We start from the raw sequence: 17,734 nt of genomic DNA, 5'->3' as shown, positions 1-17,734 counted from the left end.
ACATGCAGCTCGGACTCATCGGTCTCGGCAAGATGGGCGGCAACATGCGCGAGCGCATCCGCCGCGCCGGCCACACCGTGATCGGCTACGACCGCAACCCCGAGGTCTCCGACGTCGCCTCCCTCGCCGAGCTCGTCGAGCGGCTCGAGGGCCCGCGCGTGGTCTGGGTGATGGTCCCCGCGGGCGCCGCCACCCAGTCCACCGTCGACGAGCTGAAGGACCTGCTCTCCGAGGGCGACATCGTCGTGGACGGCGGCAACTCCCGCTGGACGGACGACGAGAAGCACGCGGAGGAGCTCGCCGAGCGCGGCATCGGCTTCGTCGACGCCGGGGTCTCCGGCGGCGTCTGGGGCCTGGAGAACGGCTACGCGCTGATGGTCGGCGGCTCCGACGAGCACGTCGCGCGCGTCAAGCCGGTCTTCGACGCGCTCAAGCCCGAGGGCGACTTCGGCTACGTCCACGCGGGGAAGGTCGGCGCGGGCCACTTCTCGAAGATGGTCCACAACGGCATCGAGTACGCGATGATGCAGGCCTACGCCGAGGGCTGGGAGCTCCTGGAGAAGGTCGACTCGGTCACGGACGTCCGTGAGGTCTTCCGCTCCTGGCAGGAGGGCACGGTCATCCGTTCCTGGCTGCTCGACCTCGCGGTCAACGCCCTGGACGACGACGAGCACCTGGAGAAGCTGCGCGGCTTCGCGGCCGACTCCGGAGAGGGCCGCTGGACCGTCGAGGCCGCCATCGACAACGCCGTCCCGCTGCCGGCGATCACCGCGTCGCTCTTCGCGCGCTTCGCCTCGCGTCAGGACGACTCGCCGCAGATGAAGATGATCGCCGCGCTGCGCAACCAGTTCGGCGGCCACGCGGTGGAGTCCGCGAAGTGACTCAAGTGACTCACGCGGGGGAGCCCGCCCAGTGACCCACGCGGCGAAGTCCGCGAAGTAGCTCACGCGGTGGAGCGTGCGAGGTGGCTCCCGTTTCCTCGGCCTCCCCTCAAAAGGCGCCTGATGGGCAAATGCCCCATTCAGGCGCCTTTTGCGTATCCGGCGCGAAGATCACTTGCATGTGCTCTGGCTGGTTAGTTAGGTTAGCCTTGCCTAGTCAGACGGGGGGTGGCGCATGTCGGCTCGAAGTGCACGAGAGCGGGGGTCACTGCCCCGAACTCGCCCCGACGTACGCCCGTTGGCGGTGCCTGGAGCGCCGTCCCCGCTGTCGTCACCGATCCTCGCAGGAGCCCAGCCGATGAACCAGACCCTGTCCGCCGAGCGGATACGCGCCGACGTCGCGGAGCTGCTCGGCTGCGACCCCGCCGAGATCGCACCCGACGACAACCTCCTGGACCACGGCCTGGACTCGATGCGGATCATGACGCTGATCGAGCGCTGGCGCGCCGCGGGGGCGCCCGCGGTGGAGTTCCCCGACCTGGCCGAGCAGCCCGAACTGGCTCACTGGACCGCCCTGTTGACGGGCGGGGCGGCATGACCCGCGAGGACCACCGCCACCGGCACCTGGAGCGCATCGCCGAGGTCAGGGCGGGCCGCCACGCCGAGAAGGTGGGCTACCCGATCCGCGTCCGCGAGACCGAGGTCGTCCGCACCGCCATGGTCGGCTCCGGCCTGCTGCGGGTCACCCTCGGCGGCCCCGGTGCCAAGGACTTCGAGGCGCACTCGCCCGACGAGCACATCAAACTGATCTTCCCCGAGCCGGACGGCTCGCTGCGGCTGCCCGAGCAGAACGGCGCCATGCTGCGCTGGCCGCGCCCCTCGCCCACCTCGCGCGAGTACACCGTGCGCCGCTACGACCCGGCCACCGCCGAGATCGACGTCGACTTCGCCCTGCACGACGGCGGCCTCGCCTCGGACTGGGCGCGCGCGGTCGCGCCGGGCACCGCCGTCCACGTCGCGGGCCCGCCCGGCGGACTGATCGTCCCTCACACCTACGACCGCTACGTCCTCGCCGGTGACATCACGGCCCTGCCCGCCATCGCGCGCTGGCTGGAGGAACTCCCGAGGACCGCGCGGGGCTGGGCGTTCGTCGAGGTCACCGACGCGGACGAGCAGATCGAGCTGTCCGCGCCCGAGGGCGTCGAGGTGCGCTGGCTGCACCGCGGCGACCGTCCCGCCGGCACCGGCGAGGACCTGGCGCGGGCCGTGATGGCCGTGACCGTGCCCGAGGGCGAGCGCGTCTACGTGTGGGCCGCGGGCGAGGCGGGCCAGATCAAACCGCTGCGCCGCTGGGTCCGTGACGAACTGCGCCTGGACAAGGCCGATCACGACATCACCGGCTATTGGAAGCGCGGCGTCGCCGACTTCGACGACGACCACTGAGCCACCCCTGAACCACCCTCTGTTCCACCCCTGATCCCCCGATCAGAACCACCGATCCAACCGGCCGGACGAAGGCACGGACAGGCGAACGCGCCGTCCCCTCCGTCCCGCCGCGCAGGCCGCCGACAGCGCGTGCCGCAGCTGAGGAAACAAGGAGCATCACATGTCCATACGCAGAACGTCGGCCGTGGTAGGCGCCGTGGCGCTGGCCCTGGTCGCGACCGGGTGCGGCTCGTCCGACGGCAAGTCGGACGACGCCGGCAAGGGCAAGACCCGGGTGTTCGCCGCGGACAACGGCAAGATCAAGATCCCGGCGAACCCGAAGCGTGTGGTCGCCACCGGCTACGCCGTGCCCGTCATGATCGAGGCGCACGCGCCGCTGGTCGGGATCTCGTCGTGGAAGCGCGGCGAGCCGATGATGAGCAAGACGGACCTCGCCACCTACAAGAAGACCCCCAAGGTGGCGGGCGAGCTGGCGACCGAGACCAACTACGAGGCCATCGCCGAGGCCAAGCCCGACGTGATCGTCATCGGCGTGCCCGCCCCGGTCCTCGGCGACATCGACGTCAAGCGCCTGGAGACCATCGCCCCGGTCGTCGCGATCGGCCCGACCGTGCCGTCCATGTGGCGCGAGCAGTCCCGCAAGCAGGCCGACGCCGCGGGCGCGCTCAAGCAGTTCGACGCCGTGCAGGACAAGTACGAGGCCAAGGCCGCCGAACTCGCCAAGAAGTACAAGAAGGTGCTGCCCGAGCTGAAGCTCGGCCACGTCGGCGCGTACGGCGAGAGCGCCAAGGGCACCTTCCAGCGCGAGTTCGGCGGCTCCTGGGGCACCAACGTCGCCGAGGACGTCGGCGCCACGTACTACGGCAAGGTCAAGAAGAAGGGCCCCGGCTCCCGCGCGGTCAGCGAGTACCCCTCCCTGGAGGAGCTGCCCGAGGCCCTCGGCGACGCCGACGCCATCACGTACTCCGTGAACGCCGACGGCAGCGTGCCCGAGTCCGTCAAGTACGTCATGGACTCGAAGCTGTGGAAGAACCTGCCGGCCGTCAAGGCCAAGAAGACCTTCCCGATCCGCTACACCGAGGCCGCCACCTACGGTCAGGCCATGCAGACCCTGGACGCGATCGACAAGTCGCTCGCGCCGCTGCTGAACCGGTGACCGTCGCAGGCCGCACGACCGAGGCGGCGGGAAGCAGGCGGGACGGGTCCCGGATCGGCCTGCTCGTCGGCGGCCTGGTGCTGCTGGCGGCGATCGCCGTGCTCAGCATCGGCGTCGGCGCCCGCTCGATCTCGCCGACCGAGGTCGTGCGCGCGCTGCTCGACTACCAGGGCACCGACGAACACGTCATCGTGCGCGACGTCCGGGCGCCCCGCGCGCTGCTCGCCATCGCCGTGGGCGCCGCCCTCGCGGTGGCGGGCGCGCTCATCCAGACGCTGGCCCGCAACCCGCTGGCCGAGCCCGGCATCCTCGGGGTCACCGCGGGCGCCGGGTTCGCCATCACCGTCGGCTCCGGGCTCGGCCTGGCCGCCGGGCAGGGCGGCCAACTGGGCTGCGCCGTCGTCGGATCCGTGCTGGCGGCGCTGCTCGTCGCCGCCGTCGGACGCCGCTCGCCGCTGCGCCTGGTCCTCACCGGCGTCGCCCTCACCGCGATCCTCAACGGCGTCGCGCTGGGCATGCGCCTGATGCTCCCGGACACCTTCGACGTGTACCGGTTCTGGTCGGTCGGCTCCCTCGCCGCCCGCGAACAGGCGCCGCTGGCCCTGCCGTTGACCGCCATCGGCGTCTGCCTGGTCGGCGCGCTGCTGCTCAGTCGCGCGCTGAACGCCCTCTCCCTCGGCGAGAGCGTGGCCCACACCCTCGGCGCGAGCGTGACGCGCGTACGCGTCCTCACCCTCGTCCTGATCACCGTGCTGAGCGGGGCGGCGACGGCGGTGGCCGGGCCGATCCTGTTCGTCGGACTGATCGTGCCCCACCTGGTCCGCAAGCCCGCCGGAGGCTCGGTGCCCTGGCTGATGCTCTACACGATGGTGCTCGGACCGATCCTGCTCCTGATCGCCGACATCGGGTCCCGGGTGCTGCTGCCCACCGGCGAGGTGCCGGTGGCCATCGTGACCGCGTTCCTCGGCGGCCCGATGCTGATCTGGGCCGTCCGACGCTACGGGGCGGGGTCGCTGTGAACGCATACGGATTCCGGGCCGAACGCCGCACCGTCGTCCTCGTCGCCGTGCTGGGCGCCCTCATGCTCGCCCTGGCCCTCACCGGGCTCTGCTACGGCGCGTCCTGGTCCAGCCCTCAAGAGGTGCTCGCCGCCCTGACCGGCGCGGAGCCCTCCGTGGTGATCTCCGACTGGCGGCTGCCGCGGGTGCTCGCCGGACTGGTCTTCGGCGCCGCGCTCGGCGTGGCCGGAGCGATCTTCCAGAACCTCACCCGCAACCCCATGGGCAGCCCCGACGTCATCGGACTCGACGCGGGCGCCTACACCGGCGCCCTGGTCGCCCTCACCGTCCTGTCGGGCACCTCCGCCCAACTGGCCGTCGGCTCGGTGCTCGGCGGGCTCGTCGTCGCGGCCGCCATCTACCTGCTCTCGTTCGACAAGGGCTTCTCCGGACTGCGCCTGGTCGTCATCGGCATCGCCATCAACGCGATGGTCACCGCGATCAACTCGTGGATCGTGCTCCGCGCCGACCTGGAGGTCGCGATCGCCGCGGTCGGCTGGAGCGCCGGATCGCTGAACGGCGTGGGCTGGTCGGACCTGGGGATCCCCTTCACGGTGATCGCCGTCCTGCTCGTCCTGATGGCCACGCGGGCCCACGCCATGCACCAGGCCTCGCTCGGCGACGCGATCGCCGTGACCACCGGCGTCGGCCTCGACCGGCTGCGGCTCCTGATGGTCCTGGTCGGCGTCGGCTGCACGGCCACGGTGACCGCGGTGGCCGGACCCATCGCGTTCATCGCGCTGGCCGCCCCGCAGATCGGCCGCCGGCTCGCGGGTGCCGCGGGCGTACCGCTGCTGCCGGCCGCGCTGACCGGGTCCGTACTGCTCCTGGGCGCCGACCTGATCGCCCAGATGCTGCTCGCGCCCGTCGCGCTGCCCGTCGGCGTGGTGAGCACCGCGATCGGCGGTTGCTACCTGATCTGGCTGCTGACCAAGGAGGTGAGGCGCGCGTGAGCGCACGCCTGACCGCGCGGGACATCACCCTGCGCTACGGAGACCGTGTGGTGTCCACACGGCTGAGCCTCGACGTCCCCGACGGCGCGTTCACCGCCATCGTGGGACCCAACGGCTGCGGAAAGTCGACCCTGCTGCGCGCGCTGGTGCGCCTGCTGCGCCCGGACGACGGACACGTCGAGCTCGACGGCCGCGACGTCGGCGGCTACCCCGCCAAGGCGCTCGCCAAGCAGCTCGGCTTCCTGCCGCAGGACCCGCAGGCCCCCGACGACATCAAGGTCCGCCAGCTGGTGGGCCGCGGGCGCTTCCCGCACCAGTCGCTGCTCGCCCTGTGGTCCAAGCACGACGAGGACGCCGTCGTCGAGGCGATGGCCGCCGCCGGCGTCACCGACCTGGCCGACCGGCCCGTGCAGGAGCTGTCCGGCGGACAGCGGCAGCGGGTGTGGATGGCCATGGTCCTCGCCCAGGAGACGCCCTATCTGCTCCTCGACGAGCCGACGTCCTTCCTGGACATCACCCACCAGTACCAACTGCTCGGCCTGCTGGCCGGGTTGCGCGATCAGGGCCGCACGGTCATCGCCGTCCTCCACGACATCAACCAGGCCTGCCGGTACGCCGACCACCTGGTCGCCATGAAGGACGGCCGCGTGATCGCGGAGGGCGACCCCACGGACATCGTGGACGCCGCCCTGATCAAGGACGTCTTCGACCTGCCGAACGTCATCATCCCCGACCCGGTGACGGACACGCCGATGGTCGTCCCCACACTGCAAGGAGAGTGAGTTGAGCACCATCGTGTCCTCGGACGGACTGCTCGCCCTGACCAGCGCCCAGCTGGGCATCTGGAACGCGCAGCGGCTCGAACCGGACTCGCCGTACTACGTGGTCGGCGACGTGGTGGAGATATCCGGCGACGAGCCGGTCGACGTGGACGCGTTGGTCGAAGCGGTCAGGGCCACCACCGAGGAGGCCGAGACACTGCGGCTGCGGGTGCGCGACACCCCTCACGGGCCGCGCCAGTTCGTCGCCGACGAGCCCGTCCAGGCACCCCGCGTGGTGGACCTCGGCGGCGAGGCCGACCCCGCCGCCGCTGCGGAGGCGTTCGTCGTCGCCGAGCGGGCCAGGACGGCCGAGGCCTGCCGGGGCATGGAGGACCGCCCGCTCTACTCGCGCACCGTCATCCGGCTCTCCGAGCGCGAGGTCTGGTACACCCAGCTCGGCCACCACCTGATCTTCGACGGCTACACCGCCGCGATGCTCGCCCGCCGCACCGCCGCCCGCTACACCGCGCTGGTCGACGGCGTCGAGCCGCGCCCCTCGACCTTCGGCGCCTTCGCCGACCTCGTCGCCGCCGACCGGGCCTACCGCGACAGCGAGCGGTTCGCCGAGGACCGCGCGTACTGGGTCGAGCGGTTCACGCCGCTGCCCGACCTCGGCGAGGCCGACACGGCGGCGGGCCCGCCGGACGCCACCCTGACCGCGCGCGCCGTCCTGCCGCCCGAGGAGACCGCCCGGCTGCGGGCGTTCGCCGACCGCGAGGGCGTCACCTGGGGCGAGGCGCTCATCGCCGGATACGCCGCGTTCCTGCACCGGATGCTCGGCCGCACCGACGTCGTGTTCGCGCTGCCGCTGATGTGCCGCACCGGCTCGACCGAACTGCGCACCCCCGCCATGGCGGTCAACGTGCTGCCGCTGCGCGTGACCGTGCACCCCGGCGACGGTCTCGGCGCACTCGCCCGCCGCGTCGCCGACGCGATGAAGGAGATGCGCGACCACCAGCGCTACCGCGGCGAGGACCTGCCGCGCGACCTCGGTGTGCCCGGCGCGGGCGCGCTGCTGCACGGACGCGGCATCAACCTCAAGGCGTTCGACCTCTCCATCGACTTCGCCGGCGCCACCGGCGTCATGCGCAACGTCGCGGGCGGCCCGCCCGAGGACATGGGCCTGAGCGTCCTGCCGACCCGCGACGGCGGCCTGCTCCTCGGCTTCGAGGTCGACGCCCGCGGCACCGACCAGTCCATGGTCGACGCCAAGCTGTCCGGGCTGCGCGCCCTGGTCTCCGGGCTCGTCGACGGCCGGCCCCTGGGACGGATCGCCCTCGCCGACGACGTGCCCGCGCTCCTGGAGCAGTGGGCGCCGCCCGCGCTGCCCGGCACCCCGCAGGACGTGCCGTCCGCCTTCGCCGCGCTGGCCGCCGCCGACCCCGACCGCATCGCCCTGGTCGGCGGGGAAGTGCGCCTGACCACGGGCGAGCTGGCCGACCGGGTGCACCGCGTCGCCCGCGCGCTGCGGGCCCGCGGCATCGGCACCGACGACATCGTGGCCCTCGCCCTCCCGCGCTCCGCCGACTCCGTGATCGCCCTGCTCGCGGTCATGGACGCCGGCGCCGGGTTCCTGCCCCTGGACGCCGCGCACCCGCCCGAGCGGCTGCGCGAACTGATCGACGACACCCGCCCCGCGCTCGTCCTCACCGACGGCGCCGTCGACGGACTGCCCTGGACCACCCTGCTCGACGAGGCCGCACCGCTGTCCGGCGCGCCGCTGACCACGGGCGAACTGGCCGCCCTCCGGCACCCCGAGCACCTCGCCTACGTCATCCACACCTCAGGCTCCACCGGCCGCCCCAAGGGCGTCCTCGGCCGCGTCGGCGGACTCGCCGCGCTCCTGCACCACCAGCGCGCCACCGTCGTCGCCGAGGCCGCACGGACCGAGGACCGGCCGCTGCGCGTGGCCCACACGTACTCCTTCGCCTTCGACTCCGCCTTCGACCACCTGATGTGGCTGCTGTGCGGGCACGAACTGCACGTCTACGACGCCGAGACCATCCGGGACGCCGACGCGCTGCTGGCCGCGTACGCCCGCGACGGCATCGACGTCGTCGACACCACGCCCTCGATGGCCGTCCCGCTGATCGACGGCGGCCTCCTGGAGCGGCGCCCCGCACTCCTCGTCCTCGGCGGCGAGGCCACCCCGCCCGCCCTGTGGCGCCGGATCGTCGCCTCGGGGATCAACGCCCGCAACATCTACGGCCCCACCGAGGCGACCGTCGACGCCACCACCGCGCGGATCACCGGCGACGAGCCGACCATCGGCCTGCCGCTCGCGGGCACCCGGACCTACGTCCTGGACGGCGCGCTGCAGCCGGTGCCGCACGGCACGGCGGGCGAGCTGTACCTGGCCGGGCCGCACCTGGCGCGCGGCTACCTCGGCCGGCCCGGCGCGAGCGCCGAGCGGTTCGTCGCCGACCCCTTCGGCGCGCCGGGGGAGCGGATGTACCGCACCGGCGACCTGGTCCGCTGGCTGCCCGGACGCGGCATCGAGTACCTGGGCCGCGGCGACGGACAGGTCAAGATCCGCGGCCACCGCGTGGAGACCGGCGAGGTCGAGGCCGCGCTCGGCGCGGTCCCCGGCGTCACCGCCACGGCCGCCACGATCCGCGCGGGCCGCCTCGTCGGCTACGTCGTGTCCGCCGCGGTCACCGGCGAACAGGTCCGCGCCCACCTCGCCGAGCGGCTCCCCGACCACATGGTCCCCGCCGCGGTGGTCGTCCTCGACGCACTGCCGCTCACGCCCAACGGCAAGCTCGACCGCGCGGCCCTGCCCGCGCCCGCCGCCGCCGGCGGCGGCCGGGAGGCGAGCACCGACCGCGAACGGCTGCTGTGCGCCGTCCTCGCCGAGGTCTTCGAGCTCGAACGCGTCGGCGTGGACGACGACTTCTTCGCCCTCGGCGGCGACAGCATCACCGCGATCACCATCAGCAGCCGGCTGCGCGCCAAGGGCCTCGAACTGCGGCCGCGCGACCTGCTGGCGCGCCGCAGCTTCGCCGCGCTCGCCGCCTCCGCCGCCCTCGTCGAGGACACCACGGGCCCGGCGGACGACCCGACGGGCCCGGTGCCCGCGCCTCCCATCGTGCGCGGCCTGCTCGACCCGCACCCCGACGTCGACACCGTCGCCGGATACGCCCAGTGGACCGCCCTGCATGTGTCCGGACTCGCCCACGACGACCTCGTGTCGGGCGTGCGCACCGTGCTCGACCACCACGACGCGTTGCGCCTGCGGGTGGGCGACGGTCTGGAGGTGCTGCCCCGCGGGGCGGTGCCCGCCGTCGTCGACGAGGTCCACGGCGAGGACGTGACCGCCGTGGCCGAGCGCCTCGCGGGCCAGCTCGACCCCCGCTCGGGCGACCTGCTGCGCGCGGCCCTGGTCCGCACCGGCGACGGAGGCGAGGACCGCCTGGTCGTCGTCGTGCACCACCTCGCCATGGACGGCGTGTCCTGGCGCGTTCTGCTGCCCGACCTGCACACGGCCTGCACCGGCGGCACCCTGGAGGCGGCCGGCGCGTCCTGGCGCCGGCACGCCACGCTCCTCGCCGAACAGGGCACCTCCGGCGCCCGGCGCGGCGAACTCGACCACTGGCGCACCGCGCTGGACGCCGCCGCCCGCGTCGGCGACCGCCCGCTCGACCAGGCGCAGGACACCGTCGCCACCGCCCACCGGTCGGTCACCGTGGCCTCCCCGGAGGTCACCGACGCGCTCCTGACCACCCTGCCCGCGGCCTACCGCGCCGGCGTCGACGAGGTGCTCCTCGCCGCGCTCGTGCTCACCCTGCGGGACTGGGGCGTCGGCGGCGACGCGCTCACCGTCACGATGGAGGGCCACGGCCGCGAACACCTCGACCTGGCCCGCACGGTCGGCTGGTTCACCAGCGAGTACCCCGTGCGCGTGCCCGCGTCCGGCGACACCGGGCAGCTGCTGCGCGCCGCCAAGGAGGCCCGGCGCGCCGTCCCCGACGGCGGTGTCGGCTACGGCGTCCTGCGCCACCTCGACCCGGTGGCGGGCCCCGACCTCGCGGCCACCCCGGTGCCGGACGTGCTCCTCAACTACCTGGGCCGGTTCGCCGCGCTGCCCGGCACCGGCTGGCGCCTGCCGGAGGAGGACGCCTTCGCGGTGACCGAACCCGACGCCAAGGCCCTGGAGCAGGTCCTCGCCCTCAACTGCTTCGTCCACGAGGAGGGCGCGCCCCGCCTCGCCGTCGAGTGGACGGCCGCCACCAAGGTGCTCGGCACCGACGCCGTGGCCGCCCTCCAGGCCGCCTGGACCGCCGCCCTGGAGACCCTGGCCGCGCACGCCCGGCACACCACCGGCGGGCTCACCCCCTCCGACCTGCCGTTCGTCGACCTCGACCAGGCCGCCATCGGCACCCTCGAACGCACCGGCCCCCTCGCCGACGTCCTGCCCGCCACCCCGCTGCAGGTCGGCCTCTCCTTCCACACCCTGGTCCGCGACGACCAGGACACCGACGTCTATGTCGTCCAGGCCGTGACCACCCTCGTCGGCGAGCTGGACGCGGACCGCATGGCCGAGGCCGCGCGCGAACTCCTGCGCCGCCACCCGGCGCTGCGCGTGTACCTCGGCACCGCCGGGGACGACGTGGTGCAGGTCATCCCCACCGAGGTCGCCCTTGACTGGCGCCGGGACGACGACTTCGAAGAGGCCGTACGCGCCGAACTGGCACGCCCCTTCGACCCGGCGCGCCCCCCGCTCATCCGCTTCCTGCTCTCCCGCGTCGGCCCGGCCGAGCACCGGCTGGTCATCACCAACCACCACGCGCTGCTGGACGGCTGGTCGATGCCGATCGTCGGCCGCACCCTGCTCGCGATCTACGCCGAACTGGGCGGCGGCCCCGCCGCGCCCGTCGCCGCGCCGCTGCAGGAGTACTTCCGCTGGCTGGCCGGGCGCGACCGCGAGGCATCGCTGACCGCCTGGCGCGACGCGCTCGCCGGTGTCGACGAGGCCACGCGCCTGGCACCCGCCGGTGTCGGGACCGCCGTCGAGCGGCCCGGCCGTGTGAGCGTCGGCCTCGGCGAGGAGTTCAGCGACCGGCTGCGGGCCTTCGCCCGCGCACAGGGCGTCACCCTCACCACCGTCCTCCAGACCGCCTGGGGCCTGCTCCTCGGCCGGCTCACCGGGCGCCGCGACGTCGTCTTCGGCTGCCCGGTCTCCGGACGGCCCGCCGAGGTCGACGGAGTGGAGTCGATGATCGGCCAGCTCGGCACGACCATCCCGGTGCGCGTGCGCCACACCCAGGACCGCACGGCCCGCGACCTCATGGCGGACATTCACGCCGAGAGCGTGGCGCTGGCCGAGCACCACCACGTCGGCCTGCCCGAGATCCAGCGCATGGTCGGCGTCGGCGAACTCTTCGACACCATGCTGGTGATGGAGAACTTCCCGCTGTCCAGCCGGAAGCGCACCCCCCTCGCCCCCGGCCTCGACCTGGCCGGCGTGGACATCACCGACGCCACGCACTACGCGCTCACCGTCATCGTCATCCCCGACGACGAGATCACCATCGGCCTCGGCTACCAGCCGCAGGCGTTCGCCGAGTCGACCGTGCGGGACTACGGCCGCTGGCTGCACCACCTCCTGCGCGAGATCGTCGAGGACCCGGCACGGCCCGCGCTCGCGCTGCCCGCGCTCGACGCCGACGAGCGCGAGCGGATGCTGCGCACCGGCACCGAGGTCGTCCCCGCCAAGCCGCGCGGCCCCTGGCTGGCGGAGTTCGCCGCCTGGGTCGACCGCAAGCCCGACGCCGAGGCACTGGTCTGCCGCGACCGCAGCCTGAGCTACGCCGAACTGGACCGGCAGGCCAACCGCCTGGCCCACGCCCTGATCGCGCGCGGGGTCCGCCCCCAGGACCCGGTCGCGGTGCTGCTCGGCCGCGACATCGAGATGACCGTCGCGCTGTTCGGCGTGGCCAAGGCCGGTGCCGTGTACGTCCCGATGGACGCGAGCTACCCGCGCGAGCGCCTCGCGTACATGATCGACGACATCGTCCCGGCGGCCGCCGTGACGACCGGCGCCGACGTGCCGAGCGACCGCGACATCCCCGTGGTGCGGCTCGACGACCCGGCCACGCTCGCCGACGTCCCGGACACCGACCCGGCGCGGGCGCGCGCCCGGCTCACCGACGACGCGCTCGCGTACGTCATCTACACCTCGGGCACCACAGGACGCCCCAAGGGCGTCGGCGTGACCCACCGCGGCGTGCCCGACCTGATCTCCCTTCAGGAGGAGGTCGTCGGCGTCACCGAGCACGACCGGTACCTGCACTTCGCGTCGACCAGCTTCGACGTCGCGTTCTGGCAGACGATGGTCCCGCTGCTGTCCGGCGGCACCTCCGTCATCGCCCCCGAGGAAGTGCGCGTCCCCGGCGACGAACTGCTCGACTACATCGCCGAGCACCGCGTCACCGGAGTGAACCTCCTGCCGTCGTTCCTCGCCGCGATGCCCGACGACCGCACCGTCCCCTCCGACGTGTTCTTCGTCGTCGGCGCCGAACGGCTCGACCCGGCCCTCGCGCGACGCTGGGGCACCGGCCGCAAGGCGCTCTTCAACGCCTACGGCCCCACCGAGGTCACCATCAACTCCGTGACCTGGCACTACGACGCGGACGACGAGGGCCCGCTGCCCATCGGCCGCCCCGATCCCAACGTCCGCGCCTACGTCCTGGACGGCGGACTCCAGCCCGTCGGCGTCGGCGTGACGGGTGAGCTCTACCTCGGCGGCCCCAGCGTGGCCCGCGGCTACCTCGGCCGCCCCGGCCTGACGTCCGAGCGGTTCGTCGCCGACCCGTACGGCGCCCCCGGCGAACGGATGTACCGCACCGGCGACCTCGTGCGCTGGCGCGCCGACGGACAGCTGGTGTTCCTCGGCCGCGTCGACCACCAGGTGAAGGTGCGCGGCTTCCGCGTCGAGCTCGGCGAGATCGAGTCCACGCTCACCCGCCACCCCGACGTCCGCGCCAGCGCGGTGATCGTGCGCGAGGACCGCCTCGTCGGCTACGTCATCCCCACCGACGGCGCCGACCTGGACACCGCACAGGTGCGCGCGTACGTCGCCGGTGAACTGCCCGACCACATGGTGCCGACGGCGCTCGTGGAGATCGACCGGCTGCCGCTGACCCCCGGCGGCAAGCTCGACCCCACCGCGCTGCCCGCCCCCGAGATCGCCGCCACCGCGCGACGCGAACCCGCCACCGAGGCCGAAGCGGTGCTCCTCGGCGTCTTCCGGGACGTCCTCGGCACCGACGACATCGGCCCCGACGACGACTTCTTCACCATCGGCGGCGACAGCATCGTCTCGCTCCAAGTCGTCTCGCGGGCCCGCCGCAAGGGCCTCGGACTGACCGCCCGCGACGTGTTCGAGGGCGAGACGGTCGCCGGGATCGCGGCCAGGGCCCGCGCCCTGGACGGCGGTTCGGCGCCCGTGGCGGGCGACGCGCCGCTGACCCCGATCATGCGGGACCTGCTGCGCCGCTCGGGCGCCGCCGCGGACGGCTTCTGCCAGTGGGTGGAGATCTGCGTCCCGCCCGGCGGCGACGAGACCACCTGGCGGGCCACCCTCGACGCGCTCCTGGCCCGGCACGACGCGCTCCGCGCCCACCTGACCGACGACGCCCTGCGCATTCCGCCGGTCGGCGCCGTGACCGGAGTCGACGTACTGACCTGCGTACGCACGGCGGACGAGCCGCGCGACCTGGTCGACGCCGAGGTCGCGAAGGCCCTCGCGTCGATGGACCCGCGCACCGGCCCGCTGCTGCGCGCCGTATGGGTGGACGCCGGACCCGCACGCCCCGGCAGGCTCGTCCTGATCGCCCACCACCTCGTCGTCGACGGCGTGTCCTGGCGGATCCTCCTCGACGACCTGCGGCACGCCCACGACGGCGGCGAACTGACCCGGCACGGCCAGTCCTTCCTCGGCTGGGCGCGCACCCTGCGCGAGACCGACCGGAGCGCCGAACTGGCCCACTGGCGGCGGATGACCGCCACCCCGGCGCTCACCCGGCCGCTCGACCCCGCCAGGGACACCGCCGCCACCGCGACGCACCACGAGCTGTGGCTCGACACCGCCGTCACCCGCGCCCTGATCACGACCCTGCCCGCCGCCCACCGCACCACGCCCGACGCCGCGCTGCTCACGGTGCTCGCCCGGGCCGTACGCGACTGGCGCGGCACGGGGGAGCTGCTCGTCGCCCTGGAGAGCCACGGCCGCCCGACCCAGGTCGACCTGTCCCAGACCGTCGGCTGGTTCACCGCCGTCCACCCCGTACGCCTCCACGCGGACGACGACGTGCGGGCGGTCGGCGAACGGCTGCGCGCCCAGGGCGACGGCCTCGGCCACGGCATCCTCACCGCCGCCGGGCTGCTCGACCCGGTGGCACCGGAGGTCGCCTGGAACTACCTCGGCCAGTTCCCCGGTGCCCCCACCGAGGAGACGCCGTGGCAGCCCGCCCCGGACGCCGACCCGCTCGGCTCGGGCGGCACCGGCGAACTGCCGCTGCCACACGCCCTGATGGTCAACGCCCTGGTGCGCGACGACGCGCTCGGCATCCGCGTCACCTGGCCGTCGGCGCTGTTCACGGCCGACGAGATCGAGGAGCTCGCCGGGCACCTGCGGAGCGCGGCAGCGCACGTCGCCGCCGCACCGGAGATCGAGGCCCTCGACGGCGGCCGGCCGGTCGCCGAGGTGCAGCCGCTCACCCCGCTCCAGGAGGTGATGCTGCGGCACTCGCGCACCGAGCGCCCCGACCCGTACACCGTGCAGTCGACGTTCTCGCTCGCCGGTCCGCTCGACGTCGACGCCCTGCGCGCCGCCGGAGACGGCCTGCTGGCCCGTCACCCGAACCTGGGCGCGGTGTTCCCCGCCGACCTCGCGGTGATCCCCGAGGCGCCCCGGCCGGACTTCCGGGTGTCCGACGGACCCGCCGACGAGGTGCTCGCCGCCGACCTCGGCGAACCCTTCGACCTGGCCGAGGGCCCGCTCGTCCGCCTGACCGTGATCCGGCGCGGCCCCGACCTCGCCGACCTGGTCCTGACCACCCACCACGTCCTGTCCGACGGCTGGTCGGCCCCGCGGATCCTCACCGAACTGTTCGCGCTCTACACCGCCGAGGCCCGGGGCGGGGAAGCGGATCTGCCCGCCCCCGTGCCGTTCGGCGACTACCTGCGCTGGCGCACCGACCACGAGCCCGAACTGGCCGCCTGGGAAGCAGAATTGGACGGCCTGCCCGAGGGCGACTACCTGGTGGGCGACACTGAACCCGGCGCCGCCTGGCAGGAGCCCGAGATCATCACGTTCGACGCGGCGCTCGTGGCCGGGCTCACCGAGCTCGCCGCACGGCGCGGCCTGACGCCCAACACGCTGGTGCAGGGCGCCTGGTCGGTGCTCCTGGCCCGCCGCTCCGGCCGTACGGACGTCTGCTTCGGCGCCATGGTCGCCTGCCGTCCCCCGGAGCTCACGGGCGTCGAGGAGATCATCGGCCTGCTGGCCAACACCGTGCCCGTGCGCGCACGCCTCGCGGGCACGCTCGCGCGGACGCTCGCCGACCTCCAGTCCGGACAGCGCGGGCTGGTGGAACACCACCACGTCGCCCTGACCGACCTGGAACGGCTCACCGGACGCCGACGCCTCTTCGACAGCCTCGTGGTGTTCGAGAACTACCCGGTCGACCCGGAACGGCTGCGCGCACCCGCCCCCGGTCTCACCGTCGTCGGCACCCGCTTCCGCGAGTCCACCCACCACCCGGTGACCCTGACCGTCATGCCGGACGGCGACGGCTGGACCGGCGTGCTCGCGCACCGGGCCGGCGTGGACGTCGACGGGCTCGCCGACGAACTGGTCGGCCTGCTGCGGACGCTGGGCGACCGGCTCGACTCCGACGTGCGCGACCTCCTGGAGCGCCCGTGAGCGAGAAGACCGCACCGGCGGAGACGAAGGTCGACGCGGCGCTGCTGCGCATCGCGTTCATCCTCGTCCTCGGCACCTTCATGGCCACGGTGGACGCCACGATCGTCAGCGTCGGCATCGACACCCTGGCCGGTGAGTTCGGGGCCTCCGTCAGCGAGATCCAGTGGGTCTCCACCGCCTACCTGCTGGCGGTGGTGGCCGCCGTGCCCGCGTCCGGCTGGCTCGCCGACCGATTCGGCGGACGGCGGACCTGGCTCGCGGCCGTGGGCGTGTTCCTGCTCGGCTCGGCGCTGTGCGCGCTGGCCTGGTCGGCGACCAGCCTCATCGTGTTCCGGGTGATCCAGGGGCTCGGCGGCGGCATGCTGCCCGCGACCGGGCAGGCGCTGCTCGCCCGCGTCGCGGGACGCGAGCGCATGGGCCGGGTGATCAGCATCGTGTCGGTCGTCCCGCTCCTGTCGCCGGTCCTCGGCCCGCTGGTCGGCGGCTCCATCCTCGGTGTCGCGTCCTGGCCGTGGCTGTTCCTCGTCAACCTGCCGATCGGCGCGGTCGCGGCGCTGCTCGCGCGGCGGTACGTGCCCCAGGTGCCGCCCGCCCCGCGGCGGACGCCGTTCGACCTGCGCGGCGCGGCGCTCCTCTCGCCCGGCCTCGCCGTGCTGGTGTACGGGCTCACCGAGGTCGCCCACGGCCGCACCCTGCCGGCCGCGATCGGCATCACGGCGGGCCTCGCGATGCTGACCGCCTTCGCCGTCCACGGGCTGCGCACCAGCCGCACACCGCTGGTCGACCCGCGGCTCTTCGCCCGGCCGCCCTTCGGCGCCGCCGCGCTCGCGCTGCTCGTGCTCGGTGCGTCGGTGTTCGGCACGATGTTCCTGCTGCCGCTGTACTTCCAGACCGGCCGCGACCTCACGGCACTGGAGGCCGGGCTGCTGCTCGCCCCCCAGGGCATCGGCGCGGCGGCCGGATCGGTCCTGGTCAACCGCACCATCGACAAGGTCGCGCCACGGACCCTCGTCGTCACCGGCATCGTGCTGATCCTCGCGGGCACGGTCCCGTTCACCCAGCTCGGCCACCATCCCTCCGACGCCCTGATCGCCGCGGCGCTCACGGTACGGGGCGTGGGCATGGCGATGATCGGGGCACCCGTGATGAACATCGTCTACAGCCGCATCGAACCGGCGCAGCTCCCGCGGGCCTCCGGAGCGCTCAACCTCCTGAACACCGTGGGCGGTTCGCTCGGCACCGGCGTGCTCGCCGTGGTCCTGCAGAGCCGTCTCGACGCCCGCGGCCAGGAGATCTCCTGGGCGTTCGCCGACACGTTCTGGTGGGTGATCGGCTTCTGCCTGCTCGCCGCCGCCGGCGCCACACGGCTGCCGCGCACCCGTCCCGGGAAGGCCTGAGGCACGCCACCGGGGAACGACCACGGCCGGGGCCGGGGCGCACACGGCGCCCCGGCCCCGGCCGCTTCGCGTCAGGCCGCGGCGTCCGTGGTGC

9 protein-coding genes are annotated in these 17,734 nt (G+C 73.9%); all 9 read left to right on the top strand.

The window, feature by feature from the left end; genetic code table 11:
* Positions 1-2 precede the first annotated feature (2 nt).
* The 9 genes from gnd to AB0L89_RS28820 all read left to right on the top strand — a co-directional run bounded on the left by gnd (position 3) and on the right by AB0L89_RS28820 (position 17,640).
* A complete protein-coding gene (gene gnd, locus AB0L89_RS28860) occupies positions 3-881 on the top strand; it encodes a phosphogluconate dehydrogenase (NAD(+)-dependent, decarboxylating) (protein ID WP_365146957.1) in 879 nt (292 codons plus the stop codon).
* Positions 882-1,239: 358 nt separating this feature from the next.
* Positions 1,240-1,479 (top strand): phosphopantetheine-binding protein, encoded by a 240-nt coding sequence (locus AB0L89_RS28855; protein WP_055703265.1) that lies wholly within the window; start codon positions 1,240-1,242, stop codon positions 1,477-1,479.
* Positions 1,476-2,324: a siderophore-interacting protein gene (locus AB0L89_RS28850; RefSeq protein WP_365146953.1), complete on the top strand. Its 849-nt coding sequence runs from the start codon at positions 1,476-1,478 to the stop codon at positions 2,322-2,324. Before AB0L89_RS28855 ends, AB0L89_RS28850 begins: the two co-directional genes overlap by 4 nt.
* A 163-nt stretch (positions 2,325-2,487) precedes the next feature.
* Positions 2,488-3,483: an ABC transporter substrate-binding protein gene (locus tag AB0L89_RS28845; protein WP_365146950.1), complete on the top strand. Its 996-nt coding sequence runs from the start codon at positions 2,488-2,490 to the stop codon at positions 3,481-3,483.
* Complete coding sequence (locus AB0L89_RS28840) at positions 3,480-4,502, top strand: iron chelate uptake ABC transporter family permease subunit (RefSeq protein WP_365146947.1); 1,023 nt, start codon at positions 3,480-3,482, stop codon at positions 4,500-4,502. The genes AB0L89_RS28845 and AB0L89_RS28840 overlap by 4 nt, the downstream gene beginning before the upstream one ends.
* 62 nt (positions 4,503-4,564) lie before the next feature.
* Positions 4,565-5,494, top strand: a complete 930-nt coding sequence (locus AB0L89_RS28835; protein ID WP_365147252.1) for an iron chelate uptake ABC transporter family permease subunit — start codon at positions 4,565-4,567, stop codon at positions 5,492-5,494.
* Positions 5,491-6,276 carry an ABC transporter ATP-binding protein gene (locus AB0L89_RS28830; protein ID WP_365146944.1) on the top strand — a complete coding sequence of 262 codons (786 nt, stop codon included), beginning with the start codon at positions 5,491-5,493 and terminating at the stop codon, positions 6,274-6,276. The genes AB0L89_RS28835 and AB0L89_RS28830 overlap by 4 nt, the downstream gene beginning before the upstream one ends.
* A 1-nt stretch (position 6,277) precedes the next feature.
* The gene (locus tag AB0L89_RS28825) at positions 6,278-16,243 is read left to right on the top strand and encodes an amino acid adenylation domain-containing protein (RefSeq protein WP_365146942.1); all 9,966 of its coding nucleotides are present in this window, start codon (positions 6,278-6,280) and stop codon (positions 16,241-16,243) included.
* Positions 16,240-17,640, top strand: coding sequence for an MDR family MFS transporter (locus AB0L89_RS28820; protein WP_365146939.1), 1,401 nt, complete (start codon positions 16,240-16,242; stop codon positions 17,638-17,640). Before AB0L89_RS28825 ends, AB0L89_RS28820 begins: the two co-directional genes overlap by 4 nt.
* Positions 17,641-17,734 lie beyond the last annotated feature (94 nt).

The organism is Streptomyces sp. NPDC052114 (genome assembly GCF_040680155.1).
Classification (GTDB): domain Bacteria; phylum Actinomycetota; class Actinomycetes; order Streptomycetales; family Streptomycetaceae; genus Streptomyces.
The sequence above is the reverse complement of the archived record's forward strand: the minus strand, read 5'-3'. Positions and strand labels throughout refer to the sequence as shown.

Excerpts from the sequence above, each read along its gene's own strand:
- gnd (WP_365146957.1), top strand. The coding sequence starts at position 3 with ATGCAGCTCGGACTCATCGGTCTCGGCAAGATGGGCGGCAACATGCGC.
- AB0L89_RS28855 (WP_055703265.1), top strand. The coding sequence starts at position 1,240 with ATGAACCAGACCCTGTCCGCCGAGCGGATACGCGCCGACGTCGCGGAG.
- AB0L89_RS28850 (WP_365146953.1), top strand. The coding sequence starts at position 1,476 with ATGACCCGCGAGGACCACCGCCACCGGCACCTGGAGCGCATCGCCGAG.
- AB0L89_RS28845 (WP_365146950.1), top strand. The coding sequence starts at position 2,488 with ATGTCCATACGCAGAACGTCGGCCGTGGTAGGCGCCGTGGCGCTGGCC.
- AB0L89_RS28835 (WP_365147252.1), top strand. The coding sequence starts at position 4,565 with ATGCTCGCCCTGGCCCTCACCGGGCTCTGCTACGGCGCGTCCTGGTCC.